Source organism: Methanosphaera sp. ISO3-F5 (genome assembly GCF_034480035.2).
In the GTDB taxonomy this organism is placed as follows: Archaea; Methanobacteriota; Methanobacteria; order Methanobacteriales; family Methanobacteriaceae; genus Methanosphaera.
In genome coordinates, this window is the sequence record NZ_CP118753.2 from 106,791 (window position 1) to 127,023 (window position 20,233).

Genomic DNA, 20,233 nt, shown 5'->3' on the forward strand with positions numbered 1-20,233 from the left:
ATCACTTATTAATTAATTCTAAGAATTTCTTCGCTTTCTTCGTGGTAGGTTTTTCAATTTTGTTAAGTGCATTTTTCTCTTTAACAGCCTCTTTAGGATCAACATGTAACAATTCCGCAGATTTATTCAAAGATAAATTACATTTATTATGTATTGCAACTGCACCAATTGCTTCTTGATTTGGTTTCAAATGTAATTTCTTTATTTTTGTTTCAAGTTCAGATTTGTATTGAATAGTTTCTTTCATATTGGCTAATGAATCAACATTTTCATTATTATCTATTAAAAGATTAACAACATCTTTTGGGAACACATATTCAAAAACTTTTATCTGATTCGAATCTAAATTAGGTCTAAGATTAGGGAATGGACCTGAATAATTGTTTCGTCTACTCTCAGTAGTTGTCAAATAATATTTGAAAATATCCCATAAAATCAATGTTTTAGGAGTTTCCATATAAAAATGCTTCTTGATAGAAACTTTTTTGTTAAGATCTTCTCTTAATTCTCTATCTAAAACTCTATCTTTATTCATTAAATTATTCTTTTTTAATTTTATATATTTTAATTCTTCTTCTAATTCAATACGTTCATCAGCTTCTCTTGCTAATTTACTAGCATCATTACGTGCTTCTTCTATGATTTTACGATAAGTATTAATTTTGTCCATATTACGAATATGTGATGGAATAATCTCATCAATATTCTGGTTAACAATATTCTCTGAATACTGCAAATAGGCTATAGCCAGTGCATTTTGTACATATTTGTCATTAATCAAGGATGGTTTCTTATGATTAAATTGCAATAACTCTATCCGTGCGTTTGGACCGTATCTTTTTCGTAATTCTAATTCATAATTGGATTCATCAGCATAATCAATATTTGCTTTCTTACTAATCCATTTGTTTGTTTTTTTATCTTTTACTTTAGCAATCACAGTAACACTTTTTACTAAACCTCTTTTTTCTTGTTTCATAACTTTAATTATGCTTCTATATGCTTCAAGGCTGTATTTGGTTAACTGTGATCTTTTTAATAAATATTCTCCTCCGAGAGGTAAATATTTTATAAGTTCTAATCTACAAATTCCACTATTATTTGGATGTATTTCAAAATCTTCGGATGAACAGTCGCACTGTATTTTTTCTATCTTATAATCATCATCAAACTTTAAAATATTTTCAATAATATTTTTCTTATAATTTTGTCCACATTTTTTACAGGTTATAGTAGCATATTCCTCTAAGTGACCTATTGCTATTTTGTGGGATGCAATAGCAGACTTGACTTGGTCTAATATGTTTTTCTTATTTGAAGCTTTAATACGGAAATATTGTGCATGTCTAGATTGATCATGCACATCATCTGGAATAATTTCAGGACTATTATTTCCTCCTTTACCAAATCTTTTTAAAGCACTATATGGAGAAGTAAAACCTCTTATTTCCATTTTATTCCTAAGGTTTTGTAATTCTTCAAGATTCGTTTTTAAATAAGTGTAAATTTCAATAAAACTATCAAAATCTTCAATACTTTCAGCAATTATTGGTTTATATTGAATCTTTTTAAGAAACTTCTCACTCTGTGTCACTAAGGTTTCGCTCATTTTATATGTTCACCAACATTTCCTTCTGTGGTCAATAATTCCATACTATCCGTAGCTAATAACATACCATTTGATTGGACACCAAACAATTTTGCTGGTTGAAGATTTGCAACTACAATAACTTTTCTATCAATAAGTTCTTCTGGTTCATATCTTTTTGCAAGACCTGCAACAACTTGTCTTATTTCTTCTCCTAAATCAACTTGTAATTTAAGTAAATTTTTAGAACCTTCAATTCTTTCTGCTTCTTTAATTTGTCCAACAACTAAATCTACTCTTCCAAATTCATCAATACTAATCAGATCACTCATACTATCCTCTTCTTCTTCATTTTCTTCAATTGAATATAATTTACTTTTTTCTTCTTCAATTATTTTATCTTCTATTTTAGCAAATAATGGTTTTGCTTTTTTAATCTCATGTCCTGCTTCTAAAAATTCTTTTGATTCATTCCAATTAACTAATGGGGTTCTGTCTTCAAAGTTCATAAATCCAGTAACATTTTCGGTAGGCATACCTATAATTTCCCTTATTTTCTGTGCTGTTTCAGGAACATATGGTGTTAATAAGATAGCTAACTCATGAACTAATTGATTAGATAAGTATAAGCAGGTTTTAGCACTACCTTCATCTTCTTTAACAGCTTTCCAAGGTTTTTTATCATTAAAATATTTGTTTGCCTCTTTAGTTAAGGTCATAATTTCCTGTAATCCATCACGGAATTCAAATTCTTCAATACATTTTGCTACTTTGTCAGGTAATTCCTTAATTCTAGTTTCAAATACACGATCCTCTTCAGTATATTCTCCAGGTTCCGGTATTTTACCTTCAAAAAATTTATTAGTAAATGTGAATGTTCTATGAATAAAGTTTCCAAGATTATCAGTTAATTCATTATTTATTCTTCTCTGGAAGTCATCCCAGGAGAAATCAGTATCCTTATTAAGAGGAGCATTAATTACCATATAATATCTTAACAAATCACTGTCAAATTTGTCTAGGAAGTCTTTAACCCAAATTACCCATCCTTTACTGGTAGACATTTTACGTCCTTCTAATGACAAGTATCCACCACCTATAACTGAATAAGGTAATTTCCAGTTTCTTCCCATAAGCATACTAGGCCAAAATATGGTATGATGATAAATTATGTCTTTACCAATAAAATGAACAGTTTTATCATCCCAGTATTCCTTCCAATCTAAATCATGTTTTAATGCCCATGTTTCTGCCGAAGACTGATATCCAATAAATGCTTCTGCCCAAACGTACAAAACTTTTCCAGTAGCTGAATCAAGTGGTACTGGAATACCCCAAGTCATGTCACGAGTCATAATCCAATCTTTAAGACCTTCATTAACCCATTCTCTTGCAAAGTTTTTAACATTCTTTGGTAATTTAGTATTATTGTTTAACCATTCTTTCAATGGTTCTTCAAATTCATGAAGTTTAAAATAGTACTGTTTTGACTGTTGAACATGAGGTGTTCCATCACATATTAGGCAATGTGGTTCTACAAGTTCTGTAGGGTCTAAGTGACGTCCACATACTTCACATTGATCCCCTCTTGCCCCTTCACTTTCACAATGAGGACAAGTTCCTTCCACATATCGATCAGGTAAACTTCTTTGACAATTATCACAAAAAAGTTGGTCTATTGTTTTTTCATAAATATATCCTTGATCGTATAATGTTTTAAAAAATTCTTGAGCCATTCTGTAATGATTTTTATCAGTAGTTCTTCTAAAACTATCTAATGATATGTTACAAGCTTTTAAATCATTACCAATTAATTCATGGTATTTATCTGTAATATCCTTAGGACTAATGTTTTCTTGTTCAGCTCTTACAGCTATTGGCGTTCCATGTTCATCAGTTGAACATACCATCACAGTATCTACGCCATTCATACGATTGTATCTGGCATAAATATCTGCAGGAATATAAGTGGAACGTAAATGTCCTAGATGGCATGGACCATTTGCATAAGGTAATGCACAAGAGATAAATAGTTTACTCATATAAGTTTAGCCTCCGTTTTTTCATAATTAATAAAAATTAAATATAATTTTAATTTATGATGTTAATATTTTTGTTTTAGATATCTTATCTATTTTGCTATATTTTCTAAAAATTTTGGTTGAAGTAATTTGGTCATATTTCTAAAATATATTAGTGTATAGAATATAGATATTATAATATCATGATAAAAACTCCTTACATAAATCCATTTAGTAATGATGCTAAAGAAATAGTCAGTAAACTGGGTCAAGTAGAAAAGCTCAATCAACCAAACACTTCACTAAGTAACATAGTTAATCACACAAGAGGTCAAAACTTAAGCGACCCTCGAACACTACCCGAAACAATAAAAGAATTAGCCCTAGCAAGATATGGATGGTTCCTATTCAGAAAATCATCAGAATCCAACGAAAAAAAATATGAGTACCTATTTAATCCAGACATATACGAATATGATATAGTGGCATTCTACCTGCTATGTCAAGCAGTAGCAATAAAATATGGGCCAGACAGTCATGAAGCCCGACTCATATTAGACTGTGAGGAAGACATAATTTCTCAAAGATTAGAAATTTTAAAATCTGAATCAAACGATTTTCAAGCAACATTTCTACGAAAAACATTAAATCAATTAATAGATACAAACAACTTATACTGGACAGATTTAAAAGAAATATTTGATCTAGGAAAACTAGATTTAAACGAATTATTACTATCAAATGGAAAAATAATCCTTGAATATGAAGATTTCATAGAAGAATATGGACATTTAATCCATAACAGGGATCCAAGGACAATGTATGAAGTAACTGCAGGAACAAAAATTAAATCAAAAATATTACTAAACCTAATAAGATACAATACAAAAAAATACATAGAAAACGTTTATGAAATGTCAAAAAGAATGGTTGAACCTAACCCATTACTAATAGAATTAGCAGAAAACATTAAAGAAGTTCAACAAGAAGCACAATCCAAGAAATATGCTTCACAAGGTGGAGTAAATTATGTTGATGATCAACCAGTAAACTATGAAATGGAAGCATTTCCGCCATGTGTACGAAAATGTATGCAAGGAATAAAAAGTGGTGGCCGAAACGATGCAATAGTACTTTTTCTAACACCATTCATATCCTATTCAAGATTATGCCCATCAATATTTTCAAAACAAGAACAAAACATGAAAATATCTGATGTAGACCCTTCACTAGAAATAACACACAACGAAATCATACCCCTAATATATGAAGCAGCACAAGCATGTAGTCCACCATTATTCAAGGATCAACCACAAGAAAAAATAAACATCAACTCCAAATTAGGCTTTGGAATGCATAATGAATTAAAACTTGATCATGAAGGAGAAACACAATGGTACACTCCGATGAGTTGTGAAAAAATTAAATTACACATGCCAAACTTATGCACACCTAATGTAGATTGTAAAAAAATTGGAAATCCAATAACATATTACAATAGAAAAAGAAGACTTATGAAAAAAGATAACAAAATGGGGCAGGTGAAAAATAATGGAGATTGAATTAAAACCTGCATCTAATTATGAACGAAAACTATTCTATAGGGAAGAATGGGATGTGAATGATGTACCAGACTTTGTCTTAGACTCCTTAACCAGCAGAGAGTTTGGTTTTGACCATTTTGGACAAGGACCTAATGACAGGTATAAAACATTCCAAGATCCTTTAAGATTAAAACGTTTCATCAAAGCAAAACAACCATTCGCATCATATTGTTCAGTAGCATTCTATAATAATCCTAAACAAAGAAAAGGATGGCAAAAATCAGAACTAGTTTTTGATGTAGATGCAAAAGACGTGCCAATAAGAACATGTGACTGTGAAGAAGGACAAGTATGTGACATATGTCTAAGTCAAGCTAAAGAAATAGTGTTAATGATTAAAGACGTATTAAAAGGTGAAATGGGACTTAAAAATATCAACATGATTTATTCCGGTAGAGGATATCACGTAAGAGTACTTGATGAAAGCATAATGGAAGCATCAAGTGAACTTAGAGGACAAATAGTACAATATGTAATAGGAGCAAAAGAACCGGATTTAACAAACTCATTAGGCTTCAATAACCTACAACACTTCATCATACCCTATGGTTATTCAAGAAATTTTACAAAATGGTCCAAGTACACAATTCTTCACTTAACAAAAAAATCCCAATTGGATAATGTTAATAAAAAATTATTAAATGATGTTCTAAAATATAGACATTTCCTAGAAGAAGATAGTTGGGGAGCATTCAGAACACAAATCGGGCCACGACGTATTAATAAAGTAATCAGTGCAGTTGCAAGAATAAACATGAACATCACGGATACTAAAGTATCCATAGACTTAAAACGTATACTGAGACTACCATCAACATTACACTCAAAAGTAAGTATGAAATCAACATTAATTAAAAATATAGAAACATTTGATCCATTTGATGATGCAGTACCAAAATTTGTGTATGAAAGAAAATAATTATTAAATTATCTTCTTAGCTTATAATCAGGATAAATGTGCATAAACAACTCTTCATAATCCTCAGGGTTTTCTTGATCTATTACTTCAAACACGGTATTTAATGAATAGTTTCCAGTAATTTCATCTTTAACATTTTTTCCTAATTTTAAAATACTTCTATTCTCTTTTTTAACTATGTTATCAACCATTTCTGGCACATTTTTATACTTTCTTTCTGAAACTGAAATCCATTTATCCTCACGGATATATGCATTAGAATATTTATTTTTAAAATTCATTCCATTCTCTTTATATTTGATTTGTGGTCCCTTATGTATTTTAATGTTTGATACTTCATCATTGTCATATTCTAATATTATTCTTGCTTCATTATCTGAGTTAATGTAGTAATTATTTTCAATAATTCTGAAATCATACATTTCTGAAACTTTAATGAATGAATTCATAGTCTTATTTATCTGAGGATAAATTACATCATCAGGTAATTCAGGTACATTAAATGATAAAACATAACATTTAGTCCCTCTCTTTGTGAATTCAGTTATTAGCTCTTCGCGTGTTATATGAATTTTCCTGTTTTGGAAATATTCCATTTTAGGGTCAGATAGGTAATTTCGGCATGCAATAATAAATTCTGAAAATTTTTGTAATGATAATGCGGCTGCTACATTCCTGTTTTTATCAGTAGGGTCAATTACTATTAATGGATCCTTAAAATTATTACTTGTCCCGTATTCTTCTAAATCAATTTCATATCTGTTATGCCAATTATTTGCTGCTTCTTCAATAATCCTATCAAAACTATGGTATTTTAGGATTAATAATTCACATAGATATCCGGAAAAACCACTAACTTTGTAATTTGCTCCATAAGTATTTATTGAGGTCATGAATTTTTTTAAAAGTAATACTTGTCTTGTTTCTTCTTCAGTCATGTGGCTTTGAATATAATCTGTATGTAATATTGTTCTATCAACAGCAGATTTCAGTTCGCTTGAATCTTTAATTTGGTAACATGGAACAAAATCCACTTCAAAACCATCAATTAATCCAGTAGTATAAGGGTGTGAAGCATATCGGACCTCCGATGTTCCACCCACTTTTTTTATACAGTATTCTCCAAACTCTAAACCATAACTTTTCAATTCTTCTTCAGGATAAGATAGGGGAAATGTCATGAAAATATCAATATCTGATTTTCCCATTAATGATGTGTTCTTAGCCATTGAACCAACTAATCTGCACTTAATATTAATATTTTTACTTTTAGAATAATCCATTATTATTTTAATTAATTTATTGGAGAATTCAATAACGTTCTGTCTATCTTCGAGGGAGGGTTCTATATCTTTTAATATTTCGTTGTAAATTTCTATCACCAGAAAAAATAGTTTAAAAAATAATTTTGGAGGGGAGATTATATTTTTTTAGCACTAACTATGGTAATAGGATTTAATGCTTTCATCATAACTCCACGATCTAATATTGTTCCACGTGAAACGTTTAATGTAACAACTTCTGGTTCTGCACCTAATTCCTTAAGCATATGCACAGCATCAGTTGCAGTTTCAAGAACTATTGATGTGATAATTATCCTTCCACCAACAGGAAGCTTAAGATAACCTGTTTCAATTATGTTATCGATATTTCCTCCACTGCCTCCAATCATAAGTTTAGTAAAATCTTCAATATCATCTAAAGCTGCAAGACCTTCATTTTCTATAAGATCGACCTTGTTCTGAAGACCAAACTTTTCTAAGTTACTTCTGGTGGTTTTTATAGCATCTGGATTCATATCAATACTATATACTCTTCTAGCTCTTTTAGCAAATTCTAAAGTTAATCCACCAGTTCCACATCCAACATCCACTACTACATCTTCATCGGTTAATCTTGTCTTACTGATTACTAGTGCTCTTATTTCCTCTTTTGTAGGTCCTGGTACTTTTTTTGTTTTGATGAATTCATCATCAGGTGTTATATCGAAATACATATTAATATCTCCCATGTAGTTATTTCCTAATTAATACTATTGTTTCCACTTAGTAAATAAATTATTGTCTATACCCATTATGTCAAATATTTTACCAACAATAAAATTGATTTGATCATCAATTGTTTCAGGATTATGATAAAAACCAGGCATTGCAGGTAAAATTACAGCACCTTCCTTACTAATTTTAACCATATTCTCTAAATGAACAGTTCGTAATGGTGTTTCTCTTGGAACAATTATTAATTGTCTTCTTTCTTTCAAAGTAACATCAGCTACACGAGTAATAACATTATCACCATAACCATTACTTATTGCAGATAATGTTTTCATACTGCAGGGGATAATTATGGCAGTATCAAATTTGAAAGAACCACTATTAACAATAGCATTCAAATCATTTTCATCATGGATATAATCCGCTAATTCTTCAACAGATTTAACAGAATAATTAGTTTCATGTTCAATAATATCCATTGCTATTGCTGAAATAATTAGATGAGTTTCAGCTTTTATTTTTTTAAGTTCCTCTAATAATCTTATACCATATATTACTCCACTAGCACCACTGATACCTACAACTACTTTCATATTTAATCTCCTAATTTAAATTCAGCAATATTCTTATAAATTGGACCATCACTTGTTAATTTACTTGATTTAAGACATATCTTTTTAACTTCCATTTTGCCATGATACCGTTTTTTCAAGAGTTTCAATGCACTACTTAATTCTTCCTTATCTTCGATCTTTTTAACTCTTCCAATAGTAATATGAGGGACATACTCTTTTTCTTTCCTAAAACCTAATTTATTAAATTCATTATCTAAATCTCTGATCAGGTTAGATGTAACTTTATTATCTTTAATTCCGGTCCAAATAACTCTTGGCCTATAAATATTAGGAAACGCTCCTAAATTCACAACTTTAAGAGAATATTGGTCATACTTAACAATTATTTTATTAATTGCTTTTTTAATATCATCTAACTGGTCTTCATTTATTTCACCAAAAAATTTCAGAGTTAAATGAATATTTTCTGTTTCAACATATTTAATTTTTCCAGCATCTTTTTCTTGAATAATATGTTGCGTTTCATTAATTTTATTTTTAATATAATCCTCTATTTCTATTGCTAAAAAAGTACGCATAACAAACCCTCAAATATAAAAATTGATTAAAAAAGAAAAATAAAGTATTTTTTTTATAGTAAAATACAATGTAGGTTAATTGAACCTCTCCATCTTGTAGAAGCTGGAGATTCTTGGGTTGTAAGTTCTAACGAACTTAAGTTTACCAAGCTATCCCCCATGTCCCGTGGGTTCTAATATATGTTCCCCTTTTTTTTTAATATATTAATTTTTTTTCACAAAAAATTATTATTATTATTATTCTTAAGAAGTTTTTTCAGTATTTAACACATTTGCATCATACTTGGAAACACTCTCAAGTTACATCCTCAACCCTGTAAAGGTATTCCTTTTTAGGATAAAATTATTTTTCAATAATTTGTTCTTCAATTGCCATTCCAAAGTGTCTAGCACCATCGGTGAAATAAGCTAGTATCTTATCGCCTACCTTAATATCAGCTACAGATATTGGTTCACCTTTATCAGATACTAAACGAATAGTTTCAGCATTTTGAACTAAAGTTCTGATTTTTTTACCTTCATGTTCAGCTTCAATCATCATTAACGGTCTTCTTTCTATTTTAGAACGACCAATTATTGCAGTTTTAGCTTCACCTTTACTGTTTATGGTAATTACTTCATCTCCTGCTTCAAGTTCTGATAAATATCTTGTCTTGTTTCCAGGAGTCATTACATATGCATGTACTGCACCAGCATTTACTCTAAATGGTCTTGATGCAACATATTCACTTTCTAAGGATTCACTATGAACCATAAATAATCCACTAGCAAATGAACCTATAAGCATTCCTTCCCCAACTTCCATTATTGAACAAGTATCAACACAAACTCTATCTCCAAGACCTACACTTTCAACTTTTGTAATAGTAGCTTCTTTAAGTTCATATATTTCTTTAGAAGATTTTTCTATTAATTCACCTAATTTTCTTATTTCATTTCCATCATTTGATGAGAGAAGAACACCATCTGATCCATGTTCCATTGTTTCAAGTGCTAATTTTGCCTCTTCATAAGTTGGAACATCGACCATGATTTTAGAGTTACGTTCTTGAAGACTTGCAATAATATTTTCTAATGGAATTACTTTCCAATTTTTTCCTTTTAATATAACATAATCTGCTACGGTTCCAAGTTTTGAAACTAGTAATTCATCTTCCTTATTATTAATTTCGATGTATGCAGCTACTTCTTTTCCTTTTTCTTGTGCTTTTTTCACATCAGCTACTGTTATTTTTTCATTAAGGCCTAATAATATTATATCAGAATCTTCTTTATCAGAAACTATTTTAACATTCCCTAATTCTTTTATGCTATCTGAATTATCAGAATCTAAAATGTATTCTATTCCTGATTCTAAAGCACTTACTATTGCATCTTTGCGGTCATTCCATGTTCCAGTAGGTCTTATCCATGCAAATTTCATTTTTTTTCTTCCTTAGTTTTCAATTATTTCTAATGCTTCGTCAGGACTCATTCTGTTATGAACAATTTCCACTAATGCTTTTGTAGTTTTTGCAGGATCTTTTGATTGGAATACATTTCTTCCTATTGCTACTCCAGCTCCACCAACTTCTATTGCATCATACACCATTTCTAGTAATTGTTTATCTGTTTCAATTTTTGGTCCACCGGCTATGATTACAGGTACTGGGCATCCGTCAACTACATCTTTAAAAGTATCTGGGTCACCAGTATAGTTTGTTTTCACGATGTCTGCACCTAATTCTGCTCCTACTCTTGCAGCTAATTTAACTACTTCTGGGTCGTGTTCATTATCTATTTTTGGTCCTCTTGGGTACATCATAGCTAATAATGGCATTCCCCATTTGTCACATTCCTCTGCGATTCTTCCAGTTGTTTTTAACATTTCTGGTTCTTTTTCTGATCCAATGTTAATATGTACACTTACTGCATCTGCACCTAATTGTAATGCTTTTTCTACACTTGTTACTTGAACTTTGTGGTATGGGTCTATACTTAAATCTGTACTTGCAGATAGATGTAATATTAATCCAATATCTTTACCGTATCCTCGGTGACCATTTAGTACCATACCTTTATGCATTAATACTGCATTTGCTCCTCCACTAGCTACTGAATCAATTGTTTTGGACATATTTATTAATCCTGGTATTGGACCTCCGGATATTCCATGATCCATTGGTGCAATAACACATTTTCCGGTTTTACGATTAATTATTCTTTCAATTCTAATTTTTTTTCCTATCATTGTATCACGCTGGTTATTAATTAACTTTTAACATTTACTGTAATACTCTATGTTTGTCTTTCTTTAAACTTTTTTTTCTTTTTCTTCTTAATTTATTCATGTTATATCAATTTTTGAAGTATAAATTATATAAATGAAGTTATTATAACTTATCAGACCAATATTTTAATTCATTTAAATTATTCGGCTTAATTTCATTTGCAGAAGATTCTAAAAAACCTTCATCGGATTTAATTTCTTCAGTAGATACTGAACTATTAATAAAATCAATCAAACCTCTATTTCTTATCAAAGTAACACGAGGCTTTAAAACAGAGGACCATATAAAAAATACCTTAAACACGGTATCTGGATGGTATCCTCCACCTAAATCTACACATAATACATCAATATTCTCGCATCGATTCATTAAATCATATAAAACATTTTCATCTCTAACATCAGCTTGGGTAAAAATAATATTATTGTATTCAATACCTAAATTTTTCATAGCCTCACTACTTTCCGGACTATTATCAAAAGCATAAACAGTACCGTCCTGATTTAACCGAGAAATAATTTTAGTAGAGACTCCTATATGACAACCTATTTCAACGACATTATCAAATGTTTCAATATTGTTTATCATATCTTCCTGATATTTTCGTCTATCATAACTAATATGAATCATTATTTAACCTCTCCTTAATAGTTTCAGATGCCAAAACACCTGTAGAATAAGCTTGTTGTAAATTATATCCTCCACTAATGCCACAACCGTCAACAAGTTCACCTACAATAAATAAATTATCAACTATTTTGGATTCAAATGTAGCTGGATTAATTTCTTTTCTTTTAACTCCACTGTTAGTTACAAATGACTCTTTTTCGATAATATCAACTACACTTAAAGATATTCTTTTTAAAGAATCTCGTATGATTAAACGTTCTTTTTTGGTAATTTGATTTAAAATTTTATCTGATTGAATTTTCAGGTTATCTAATAAGACTTTGCTCATCTTCTTAGGAATAAATTTATGAAGATATGTTTTAATGGTCTTGTTGCTGTTGTTTGAAAAATCATTTTTTAACTTTAAATCTAAGTCTTCATAAGAATAATCTTTACATAAATCTAAATTAACAATCACATCCTGCTTTTTTAGCAAGAATTTCTTAATTTCCATACTATTATTAAGAATAACTGGGCCACTAATTCCATTATGAGTAAAAAGTACTGATCCTTCATCTTTATTTATGCTCTTTTTGCTAGTTTTAATCTCTATTTTACAGTCAACACTTATCCCCTGTAATTTGTTAATCCATCTTTCTTTTATTATTAATGGTGATAATCCTGCCATTTTTTTACTAATAGAATGACCTAATTCTTCAGCAAATCTATATCCATCACCTGTGGACCCAGTTTTAGGGTAAGCTATTCCACCAGTAGCCAATATTACAAATTTGGATTTAACTATTTTAGAATTATCATATTCTATGATGAATAAGTCTTTTTCCTTTTTAATACTATTCACAGTAGAATTTATCCGGTATTGTGTGGATTTTTTATTCAAAATATCTATAAATGTTTTTTGCACAGTCTTTGACTTATCAGTTACTGGAAAAACTCGATTATTTTCTTCAATTTTTGTTTTACAACCATTATCTTCAAGTAATTTAATAATATCCTTGTTAAAAAAGTTCATGAAAGCATTTCTATAAAATTTTCCTGAATTATAAAAACAGTTAATATATTCATCTAATGTACTGTTGTTGGTAAGATTACATCTTCCACCACCAGTAAAGAGTATTTTTTTTCCTAAAATTTCATTCTTTTCTAATAATATGCTGTTTTTATCATCAAGCTGTATTGCAGATAATATTCCGCTAGCGCCTCCACCTACTATAATAGTATTATAAATAGACATAATTATTCATCTCAAAAAAAATTTTAAAAAAAGGTAATTCAACACAGGTCAATTACATATGGGGATTATTCTAAATTCATTAAAACATGATATACTCTTTGGAAAACTGTTATGTAACTTAGTACTGTAAGTAAACCAATAGTGAATAACATTATATGATGTGATCCTCCACATAGTGCAGCTATCAGAGAACCTATTACAATAATTAATAATCTTTCTGCTCTTTCTGCTATTCCCACTGAACATGTTATTCCTTCTTGTTCTGCTCTTGAACGAACATAACTTACGGTAATAGATGCATGAATTGCTAACGCTCCAAGAATTGGATCAACAAATCCACTATACATTATTCCTATAAGTATAGCTGCATCTGCAAAACGATCACAGGTTGAATCTAAGAATCCTCCAAATTTAGTTTTACGATTTTGTGAACGTGCAATTGCTCCATCAATCATGTCACAAATACCACTAAGGATAATGAATAATGCTCCTGCAACTAAATTACCGGATGCAAATAATACTCCTGAAAAAATACTGATAAATAAACCTGCTAATGTAACAATATTTGGATCTATATCTATTTTTTCTCCTATTTTTGCAGTAATTTTATTTGTCTGTGGTCGTAATTTATCGTTTAGCATAATGCTATATTTATAAATTAAAATATATATATTTAATAACACTGAATAATATTGAAATTGATAAAATGAAAATATTAAATTATAATTATGGAGATAATTTAGAAAAAATTGTTGAAAAACTAAGAGAAGGAAAAATAGTTGTTTATCCTACAGATACAATTTATGGTATAGCCGCAAATATAACTATCCCCGATGCTATAAAAAAAGTTTACTTAACTAAACAAAGACCACTAAACAAGCCATTATCAGTTTGTTTTCATGATTTTGAACAATTATCAAATTATGTGAATTTAACAGTACCTCAAGAGAAAATAATTCATCAATTACTTCCCGGCCCATACACTCTCCTTCTTAGAAAAAATAAAAAAATATCTTCAATAATTACAGGAAACTCTCCTATACTTGGTGTAAGAATTCCTAATAATACAGTTTCTTATGAACTCACTGAAAAATTCCCAATAACCAGTACTAGTGCAAACATATCCAATCTACAATCACCAAACAATATAACTCAAATAAAAGAACAATTAGGAGAAAACATAGACTATTACATAGACGCGGGCACAATTAAAAATAATAAATCATCCACCATAATTGATTTAACAAAAAACAAACCCCAAATAATAAGAAAAGGAGTATGTGACGAAACACTATTAAAAGAAATTCTAAAAATAAATTTAAGATAACAGATAATATATATAACATAAGAAGGTGGCCATATGGTAGTAACAGATAAAATTGGAAATAAAATAGAAATAGGCTCATATATAAATTATACTAGTGTCGGTACTATAGGAGAAGTACTGGATATTAAAACAGATGATGATGGATCATGGGTATTGGTAGCAATAGATGATTTAACAAAATTATGGTACAATACACAATATGTTGAAGTAACAGATGAAAAATATGTTAAAAATAATAAAGATAAAGAAGAAAATGAGGAAATATCTGTTGAAGATATTAAAGATAAGATTAAACAATCTGTATCTAGTGAAATGAGCAGTGATGCAGTAGGTGGAGGTTAAACTCAACCTACAATTTTAGTTAACACCTTACTCAAAACTTTACCTTTTTTATTATTATATCTATAATTAATCATTCTAGTTTCATTATCAAGCTTTTTATTTAGTTTACGCAATTCAATATCGATGGAATGATAAGTTTGATTATATTTCCTTAGATAGTCACTGCTTAATTTATCTTTGGAATTAATTAAGTCATGATAAGCTGTTCCAAGTTTAGTTTTTGATATCATTGTGTCAATATTATATTTTTCACTTTTAATTACATTATTTAAATTATCTAACTCTTTTTCCAATATTTCTTCCTGAATTCTTTTTTTGTCATTAATGGTTTTATCAAATAAATTAGTAGTTTTTTTATCTTTTTTGAACATAATATCACTCCTCTTCAATCTTAGCAATACAATATTTACAAACTGATTTATTATTAGTTATATGATATTTTTTCATAGGACAATAATAATATTTTCCCTTTTTATAAACTTTTTTTGGTCCAGGAATAATCGTGTTAATATTATGAACAGGTTCATTAAGAAAATATCTAGCATAAATAACTGTAATATTCAAAATATACTGTGTATTATTATCTTTTCTTTCTAATAATTCATTAATTAATTTAACATCATCCTCTTCAATTTCACCATCATAATTACACGTATCATTTCTTAAAGAAGTTAATCTGGATAATAAAACAGTCTGGACAGAGTTAACATATTCTCTTTTATAATCTTCTGGAAGAAATCGGGTTTCGTTTTGAAAATACACTGATAATTCATGCATATCCGTTAAAGAAATTTTTTTCACTTCATTTTTCAGGATATCTCTAAGTCTATTTAAACTTATACCCGCAACGATTTCCTCCATCATGGTTTTACTCCTTATTACTATAAAATTCTATAATATTTTTTGCAGTAGTTTCACCAATACCATCAATCTTCATCAATTCCTTAGGACTTGCAAGACTTAAATTATTGCCGAAAACATCAACCAGACTTCTAGCTCTTTGTCTTCCAAGACGTTTAATTCCAATCACAAGAGGTAATAAATCTTCTTTCACACCATAATATAATCTGGAGCTAAGTTTATCAATTTCATTCAAGTACCTGTAATTTCCTAACACTTCACAAATATCATAAAAGTATTTAACAAGATGTGATGCTTCGTAGCTTGCACGCCTGGTGGAAGCTGCATAAACCTTAAGATAATTTTCTATTTCATACTCTTTATGTTCATTAATCCATTCAATTAAACTAGCTGCTGTTGATTCATCATTCTGTACAAAACTAACATAAACATCATGTTTACTGAGAACTTCTTTAATATTTTCCTTGTTTGCCTTGAATTTAGTGTTAATTTTAGGCATATCATGTGTTTTGGAAATTTCATAAATAAGTGAAGCAATATTGAATTCATCACTCATCATATTTGAATAATCCTTTAATTTAACAGCTGTTTTCACGGCATAGTTGTTCTTTGAGATTAATGTTCCTAGGGGAGTAGTTTGTAATCCTGATGGTGATACTCTGATAATTCCATTTTGTATAAGATATTCTAATGCACTGGATATTTCGTATTTTATTGATTCATCTGAAAAACCGAAGCTCATAGTATTATATGTGTGGGATATTTGGAATCCATAGAATGTTTTGTTGAAAAATTCTATTAATTCTTCTATATCTTTTGCAAAACCACTGGATACTTGTGTAATGATTTGTTTTAACACTGCATCATCATTATCAATAAGTTTTGAATTTGTTACTTCTATTTCTCCATTAACATAGAATTCTTCTAGATTAAATGCTTCATCATAAGTTTTTGCAATTAGATAAGAGTAACCTTCAGTATCAAATCCTGGTCGTCCTGCTCTACCAGACATTTGTTCATAATCAAATACGGGGATATTGATTTGACCTTGATCTGTCCAACGATTATAATCTCGTATAATCACATTTTTTGATGGAAGGTTAACTCCATACATTAAACTAGGTGTTGCAGTAATCATTAATAGGTTTCCTTTAACAAATTCCTCTTCAATAATTTCTTTTTGTTTATCAAATAATCCTGCATGGTGGAAGGCTATACCGTTTTCAATGCATTCAGCTAATTTATAACAAACCTCTGTGGGCTGAGTGTTACGTCTTTTAGGAACTTCTAATATTTCTTCAGCAATATCCTTAAATATTTCTCTTTTTCCATCTGGTATATATCGTGATATCTTTTTTGCCATATTCTGTGCTAATGATTCAGTAAATCTGCGTGTAGAAACAAAGGTTAACATTTGTGAAGAATCATTTAATGTATCATTCAATATTTTAAAAACGATATTGTTTTTATCTTTGGTTCCGAATTCTTCTGCACATAAAACTTCCTTATGTAGGGGTACTGGTCTATAATCATGGGTGACTACTTCTGCTTCAAGCCAGTGTGCCATTTCATCCATGTTCTGGAGTGTTGCAGATAATGCAATTATTCGTATTCCCTTGTTTTGTTCCTTTATTCTTGTTATTGCACATTCTATGGTTGGTCCTCTTGAATAATCTCCAATCATATGAAATTCATCTATTATTACTAAATCAATTTCATGAAGTGTGTTTCTTGAAAATCTTGTTATTGCATCAAATGATTCAAAAACCATTACTGCAATATCTGCACTTGAAGGGTGTTTACCTACTTTGTATCCGTATTGTTCAAAAATTTTGAATTCTTTGTATTTTTCGTTCTGTAATGAGATTAAGGGAACTGCATATACTACTTTTCCACCCTGGAGAAGTACCTTTAGTGAGGCTAAAACTCCTAAAACAGTTTTTCCACTTGCTGTTGGTATTGATATAATATAGTTATCTTTTTTATCAATATAACCTGAATCTATCACTGCTTGTTGTGCTGGATTATATTCTTCAATGAATGGATAACATTCTTTCATTATTTTTTCAATTTCTGGATCTATGTTTGTCAATTTTTTCCACCCCATATTAATTAGAGTATGGTATGTTCATTTTCGAATATTTATTAACTATTAATTTTCTTGCGTTTTGCCCTATTTTTTCTCTTTCCTGTTCATTTGTAACTAGTTTATCTATTGCTTCAGATAGTGCTTTCGGATTTTTGGTTGGAACTATTATTCCATCAACATTATCTGTTATGATGTTACTTATGTTTCCAGTGTCGGTTGCTATTAATGCTTTTGCACAGGACATGCTTTCTAGTGCTACGATACTTGCACCTTCTGATAATGATGGTAAAACCATTATGTCTGTTTTGGGTATTATTTTTTCAGGTTCTCTTGTTTTTCCCATAAGTTTGGTATTTTTCAGATTATTTGTTTCTATGTATTTTTGAAGTAATTCTTTTTGAGGTCCGTCTCCATATATTTGTAGATTATATTTTGTATTTGATATTTTCTTAGCTTCTAGCAGGTATTGTAATCCTTTTTGTTCTACTAGATTTCCTATGAATGTTACTGTTGGAATATTGTTTTTGTTGGATGTTTTTTCGTGTTTAGGTTTGAATTTATTTGTGTTGACTGTATTGGGTGTTATGAATGATTTTTTTGTAATGTTTTCGCCACATAAATTAATAGCTTTTTCTTCCAATTTTTCACTTACGAAGTATAGAGCATCCGCTTTGTTTAAGATAAATTTCAGTATCGGTCTTAATATTTTATTATTTGGTAATATATTAATATCGGAACCGTGGATTGTTATGATTTTCTTAGCATTACTTTTATTTAAAACACTCACAAGACCTGGAGGTAAAATATAATTTGCATGGATTATGTCAATATCATGTTTTTTAACAATTTTATTTAACATAAAATAACTGGATATAATAAATGAAAAACCACGAATAATAGGAATATTAAGACTTTTTGCTACATAAACATTATCAGAAACTTGTGCATCTTGTTTATATGTTAAAATATAAACATTATGACCTTCCTCGGAAAGTTTTTCCTCTAATTGCTTAGCATATGTGGAAACACCACCTACTTGTGGAGGATATTGGCCTACAATACAAATATTCATACAATCACTTTATTTCCATTTAAACGGGATATCCTCTATTTTGGATGGATTTAAAACAGTACCATCCATCTGAACAATCACAGCATTAAATTTAATATTGAATTTTAATTCACATAATTCAACAATTTTATCTGCAATTAACTCAAAAACAGCCGTAGTTAACCCTTGTTTATTCAGTATTTTAATAACGTCCTCTGTAGTAATGCATTCATAGATTGATTTCATAGTTTCAGTATCTGCACCAACCAATCCCGCATAAGCAGTCATAATTTCTCTACGTGCATCAGCAACACTTTGTTTAGTATTAAATATACCTGCAGCTATCTTAATTAACTTTCCAGCATGACCAAACAAAGTAATCGAATTGACTTTTTCAGTTTTATCTGCTTCTTCTAACATAAAACCAACAAAATTACTCATTTCAATAATTTCATCATCTTTGATTTCTAATTTTTCTTTGGCAATACGTGTACCAATATTTCCCGGTACAAACAATAAATCATAATAACCATTAGCAATAGCAACATCAATTTGAACTCTTAAAGAATCTGTGTATGCTTTAGAGGACATAGGCCTAGCTATACCTGTAGTTCCTAAAACAGAGATTCCATCTAAAATACCTAGTCTGCTGTTCATAGTTTTAGGAGCTAACTTTTTTCCTTCAGGAATAATTATTTTAACAATTGCACCTTTATTTTCTGGTAAAAATTTTTTAACATTTTTTTCAATCATTTTACGAGGTACAGGATTAATAGCGTATTCTCCAACAGGAATTTGTAATCCTGGTTTGGTTACTTTTCCAACACCTTCTCCTGCAGTTATTTCAACCATGTCTATGTTGTCAGTTAATGTAACTTCTGAAATAATTTCAATCCCTCTTGTAACATCAGGATCATTATAAGTAGGTTTTATTACAGTTGCAGAAGCTTTTGTGGAATTTATTGATTTAGATTCCTTGATTTCAACTATTAATTCAGAATTTGGAGCATCTATTGTAACAACTTCGGGTGTTTTATCCGTAATTGTTAATAAAGCAGCTACACTTGCTGCAGTAGCTACACTGCCTGTTGTTATACCAGATTTTTCTTTTGAATTCTCATGATGTTCTATTTTAATCCCAACCTAAATT

General features: G+C 29.7%; 20 protein-coding genes. 4 read left to right on the forward strand and 16 right to left on the reverse strand.

The features are described from left to right. Position 1: 1 nt before the first annotated feature. Both PXD04_RS12235 and metG read right to left on the reverse strand, forming a co-directional pair. The gene (locus PXD04_RS12235; protein ID WP_323737162.1) at positions 2-1,609 is read right to left on the reverse strand and encodes a DUF530 domain-containing protein; all 1,608 of its coding nucleotides are present in this window, start codon (positions 1,607-1,609) and stop codon (positions 2-4) included. Then, positions 1,606-3,630, reverse strand: a complete 2,025-nt coding sequence (metG, locus tag PXD04_RS12240; protein WP_323737163.1) for a methionine--tRNA ligase — start codon at positions 3,628-3,630, stop codon at positions 1,606-1,608. The genes PXD04_RS12235 and metG overlap by 4 nt, the downstream gene beginning before the upstream one ends. A gap of 182 nt (positions 3,631-3,812) precedes the next feature. On the opposite strand from metG, the gene PXD04_RS12245 reads away from it, so the two are divergent. Both PXD04_RS12245 and priS read left to right on the forward strand, forming a co-directional pair. Beyond that, a complete protein-coding gene (locus PXD04_RS12245; RefSeq protein ID WP_323737164.1) occupies positions 3,813-5,171 on the forward strand; it encodes a DNA primase in 1,359 nt (452 codons plus the stop codon). Next, positions 5,161-6,132, forward strand: a complete 972-nt coding sequence (gene priS, locus PXD04_RS12250; RefSeq protein WP_323737165.1) for a DNA primase catalytic subunit PriS — start codon at positions 5,161-5,163, stop codon at positions 6,130-6,132. Before PXD04_RS12245 ends, priS begins: the two co-directional genes overlap by 11 nt. Positions 6,133-6,140: 8 nt before the next feature. Here the strand turns inward: priS and cca are convergent, their stop codons facing one another. From cca to pgsA, 9 genes are all read right to left on the reverse strand, one after another. Beyond that, positions 6,141-7,514 (reverse strand): CCA tRNA nucleotidyltransferase, encoded by a 1,374-nt coding sequence (cca, locus tag PXD04_RS12255; protein WP_323737166.1) that lies wholly within the window; start codon positions 7,512-7,514, stop codon positions 6,141-6,143. A 38-nt stretch (positions 7,515-7,552) separates the two neighbouring features. Next, positions 7,553-8,128 carry a precorrin-6Y C5,15-methyltransferase (decarboxylating) subunit CbiT gene (gene cbiT, locus PXD04_RS12260; RefSeq protein ID WP_409988265.1) on the reverse strand — a complete coding sequence of 192 codons (576 nt, stop codon included), beginning with the start codon at positions 8,126-8,128 and terminating at the stop codon, positions 7,553-7,555. Positions 8,129-8,164: 36 nt separating this feature from the next. Beyond that, positions 8,165-8,719, reverse strand: coding sequence for a UbiX family flavin prenyltransferase (locus tag PXD04_RS12265; protein WP_323737167.1), 555 nt, complete (start codon positions 8,717-8,719; stop codon positions 8,165-8,167). A 2-nt stretch (positions 8,720-8,721) separates the two neighbouring features. Beyond that, positions 8,722-9,279 (reverse strand): RNA 2',3'-cyclic phosphodiesterase, encoded by a 558-nt coding sequence (thpR, locus tag PXD04_RS12270; protein ID WP_323737168.1) that lies wholly within the window; start codon positions 9,277-9,279, stop codon positions 8,722-8,724. A gap of 343 nt (positions 9,280-9,622) precedes the next feature. Then, positions 9,623-10,702, reverse strand: a complete 1,080-nt coding sequence (locus PXD04_RS12275) for a 3-dehydroquinate synthase II (protein ID WP_323737169.1) — start codon at positions 10,700-10,702, stop codon at positions 9,623-9,625. A gap of 12 nt (positions 10,703-10,714) precedes the next feature. Further along, complete coding sequence (locus PXD04_RS12280) at positions 10,715-11,509, reverse strand: 2-amino-3,7-dideoxy-D-threo-hept-6-ulosonate synthase (RefSeq protein ID WP_323737170.1); 795 nt, start codon at positions 11,507-11,509, stop codon at positions 10,715-10,717. A gap of 142 nt (positions 11,510-11,651) precedes the next feature. Continuing rightward, positions 11,652-12,179 (reverse strand): class I SAM-dependent methyltransferase, encoded by a 528-nt coding sequence (locus PXD04_RS12285; protein ID WP_323737171.1) that lies wholly within the window; start codon positions 12,177-12,179, stop codon positions 11,652-11,654. After that, positions 12,166-13,413, reverse strand: a complete 1,248-nt coding sequence (locus tag PXD04_RS12290) for an NAD(P)/FAD-dependent oxidoreductase (protein WP_323737172.1) — start codon at positions 13,411-13,413, stop codon at positions 12,166-12,168. Before PXD04_RS12290 ends, PXD04_RS12285 begins: the two co-directional genes overlap by 14 nt. Positions 13,414-13,478: 65 nt before the next feature. Next, positions 13,479-14,054, reverse strand: a complete 576-nt coding sequence (gene pgsA, locus PXD04_RS12295; RefSeq protein WP_323737173.1) for an archaetidylinositol phosphate synthase — start codon at positions 14,052-14,054, stop codon at positions 13,479-13,481. Between the two features lie 65 nt (positions 14,055-14,119). Between pgsA and PXD04_RS12300 the strand changes: the two genes are divergently transcribed. After that, complete coding sequence (locus tag PXD04_RS12300; protein WP_323737174.1) at positions 14,120-14,740, forward strand: L-threonylcarbamoyladenylate synthase; 621 nt, start codon at positions 14,120-14,122, stop codon at positions 14,738-14,740. 33 nt (positions 14,741-14,773) lie between these two features. Next, a complete protein-coding gene (locus PXD04_RS12305) occupies positions 14,774-15,082 on the forward strand; it encodes a DUF2098 domain-containing protein (protein WP_323737175.1) in 309 nt (102 codons plus the stop codon). Between the two features lie 2 nt (positions 15,083-15,084). Here PXD04_RS12305 and PXD04_RS12310 read toward each other — a convergent pair whose 3' ends face one another. The 5 genes from PXD04_RS12310 to cbiD are packed head-to-tail and all read right to left on the reverse strand — an operon-like array spanning position 15,085 to position 20,214. Beyond that, positions 15,085-15,453 carry a hypothetical protein gene (locus PXD04_RS12310; protein ID WP_323737176.1) on the reverse strand — a complete coding sequence of 123 codons (369 nt, stop codon included), beginning with the start codon at positions 15,451-15,453 and terminating at the stop codon, positions 15,085-15,087. A gap of 4 nt (positions 15,454-15,457) precedes the next feature. Beyond that, positions 15,458-15,946, reverse strand: a complete 489-nt coding sequence (locus PXD04_RS12315) for a DUF2115 family protein (RefSeq protein WP_323737177.1) — start codon at positions 15,944-15,946, stop codon at positions 15,458-15,460. Between the two features lie 4 nt (positions 15,947-15,950). Beyond that, positions 15,951-18,002, reverse strand: a complete 2,052-nt coding sequence (locus tag PXD04_RS12320; RefSeq protein ID WP_323737422.1) for a DEAD/DEAH box helicase — start codon at positions 18,000-18,002, stop codon at positions 15,951-15,953. Between the two features lie 49 nt (positions 18,003-18,051). Continuing rightward, the gene (locus PXD04_RS12325) at positions 18,052-19,104 is read right to left on the reverse strand and encodes a glycosyltransferase family 4 protein (RefSeq protein ID WP_323737178.1); all 1,053 of its coding nucleotides are present in this window, start codon (positions 19,102-19,104) and stop codon (positions 18,052-18,054) included. Between the two features lie 9 nt (positions 19,105-19,113). Further along, on the reverse strand, positions 19,114-20,214 hold the full coding sequence (gene cbiD, locus PXD04_RS12330; protein ID WP_323737423.1) for a cobalt-precorrin-5B (C(1))-methyltransferase CbiD: 1,101 nt from the start codon (positions 20,212-20,214) through the stop codon (positions 19,114-19,116). Between the last annotated feature and the right edge of the window lie 19 nt (positions 20,215-20,233).

Excerpts from the sequence above, each read along its gene's own strand:
- metG (WP_323737163.1), bottom strand. The coding sequence starts at position 3,630 with ATGAGTAAACTATTTATCTCTTGTGCATTACCTTATGCAAATGGTCCA.
- PXD04_RS12320 (WP_323737422.1), bottom strand. The coding sequence starts at position 18,002 with ATGAAAGAATGTTATCCATTCATTGAAGAATATAATCCAGCACAACAA.
- PXD04_RS12305 (WP_323737175.1), top strand. The coding sequence starts at position 14,774 with ATGGTAGTAACAGATAAAATTGGAAATAAAATAGAAATAGGCTCATAT.
- PXD04_RS12325 (WP_323737178.1), bottom strand. The coding sequence starts at position 19,104 with ATGAATATTTGTATTGTAGGCCAATATCCTCCACAAGTAGGTGGTGTT.
- PXD04_RS12280 (WP_323737170.1), bottom strand. The coding sequence starts at position 11,509 with ATGATAGGAAAAAAAATTAGAATTGAAAGAATAATTAATCGTAAAACC.
- PXD04_RS12285 (WP_323737171.1), bottom strand. The coding sequence starts at position 12,179 with ATGATTCATATTAGTTATGATAGACGAAAATATCAGGAAGATATGATA.
- thpR (WP_323737168.1), bottom strand. The coding sequence starts at position 9,279 with ATGCGTACTTTTTTAGCAATAGAAATAGAGGATTATATTAAAAATAAA.
- pgsA (WP_323737173.1), bottom strand. The coding sequence starts at position 14,054 with ATGCTAAACGATAAATTACGACCACAGACAAATAAAATTACTGCAAAA.
- PXD04_RS12275 (WP_323737169.1), bottom strand. The coding sequence starts at position 10,702 with ATGAAATTTGCATGGATAAGACCTACTGGAACATGGAATGACCGCAAA.
- PXD04_RS12300 (WP_323737174.1), top strand. The coding sequence starts at position 14,120 with ATGAAAATATTAAATTATAATTATGGAGATAATTTAGAAAAAATTGTT.
- PXD04_RS12315 (WP_323737177.1), bottom strand. The coding sequence starts at position 15,946 with ATGATGGAGGAAATCGTTGCGGGTATAAGTTTAAATAGACTTAGAGAT.
- PXD04_RS12235 (WP_323737162.1), bottom strand. The coding sequence starts at position 1,609 with ATGAGCGAAACCTTAGTGACACAGAGTGAGAAGTTTCTTAAAAAGATT.
- PXD04_RS12290 (WP_323737172.1), bottom strand. The coding sequence starts at position 13,413 with ATGTCTATTTATAATACTATTATAGTAGGTGGAGGCGCTAGCGGAATA.
- PXD04_RS12310 (WP_323737176.1), bottom strand. The coding sequence starts at position 15,453 with ATGTTCAAAAAAGATAAAAAAACTACTAATTTATTTGATAAAACCATT.
- PXD04_RS12265 (WP_323737167.1), bottom strand. The coding sequence starts at position 8,719 with ATGAAAGTAGTTGTAGGTATCAGTGGTGCTAGTGGAGTAATATATGGT.
- PXD04_RS12245 (WP_323737164.1), top strand. The coding sequence starts at position 3,813 with ATGATAAAAACTCCTTACATAAATCCATTTAGTAATGATGCTAAAGAA.
- priS (WP_323737165.1), top strand. The coding sequence starts at position 5,161 with ATGGAGATTGAATTAAAACCTGCATCTAATTATGAACGAAAACTATTC.
- cbiT (WP_409988265.1), bottom strand. The coding sequence starts at position 8,128 with ATGTATTTCGATATAACACCTGATGATGAATTCATCAAAACAAAAAAA.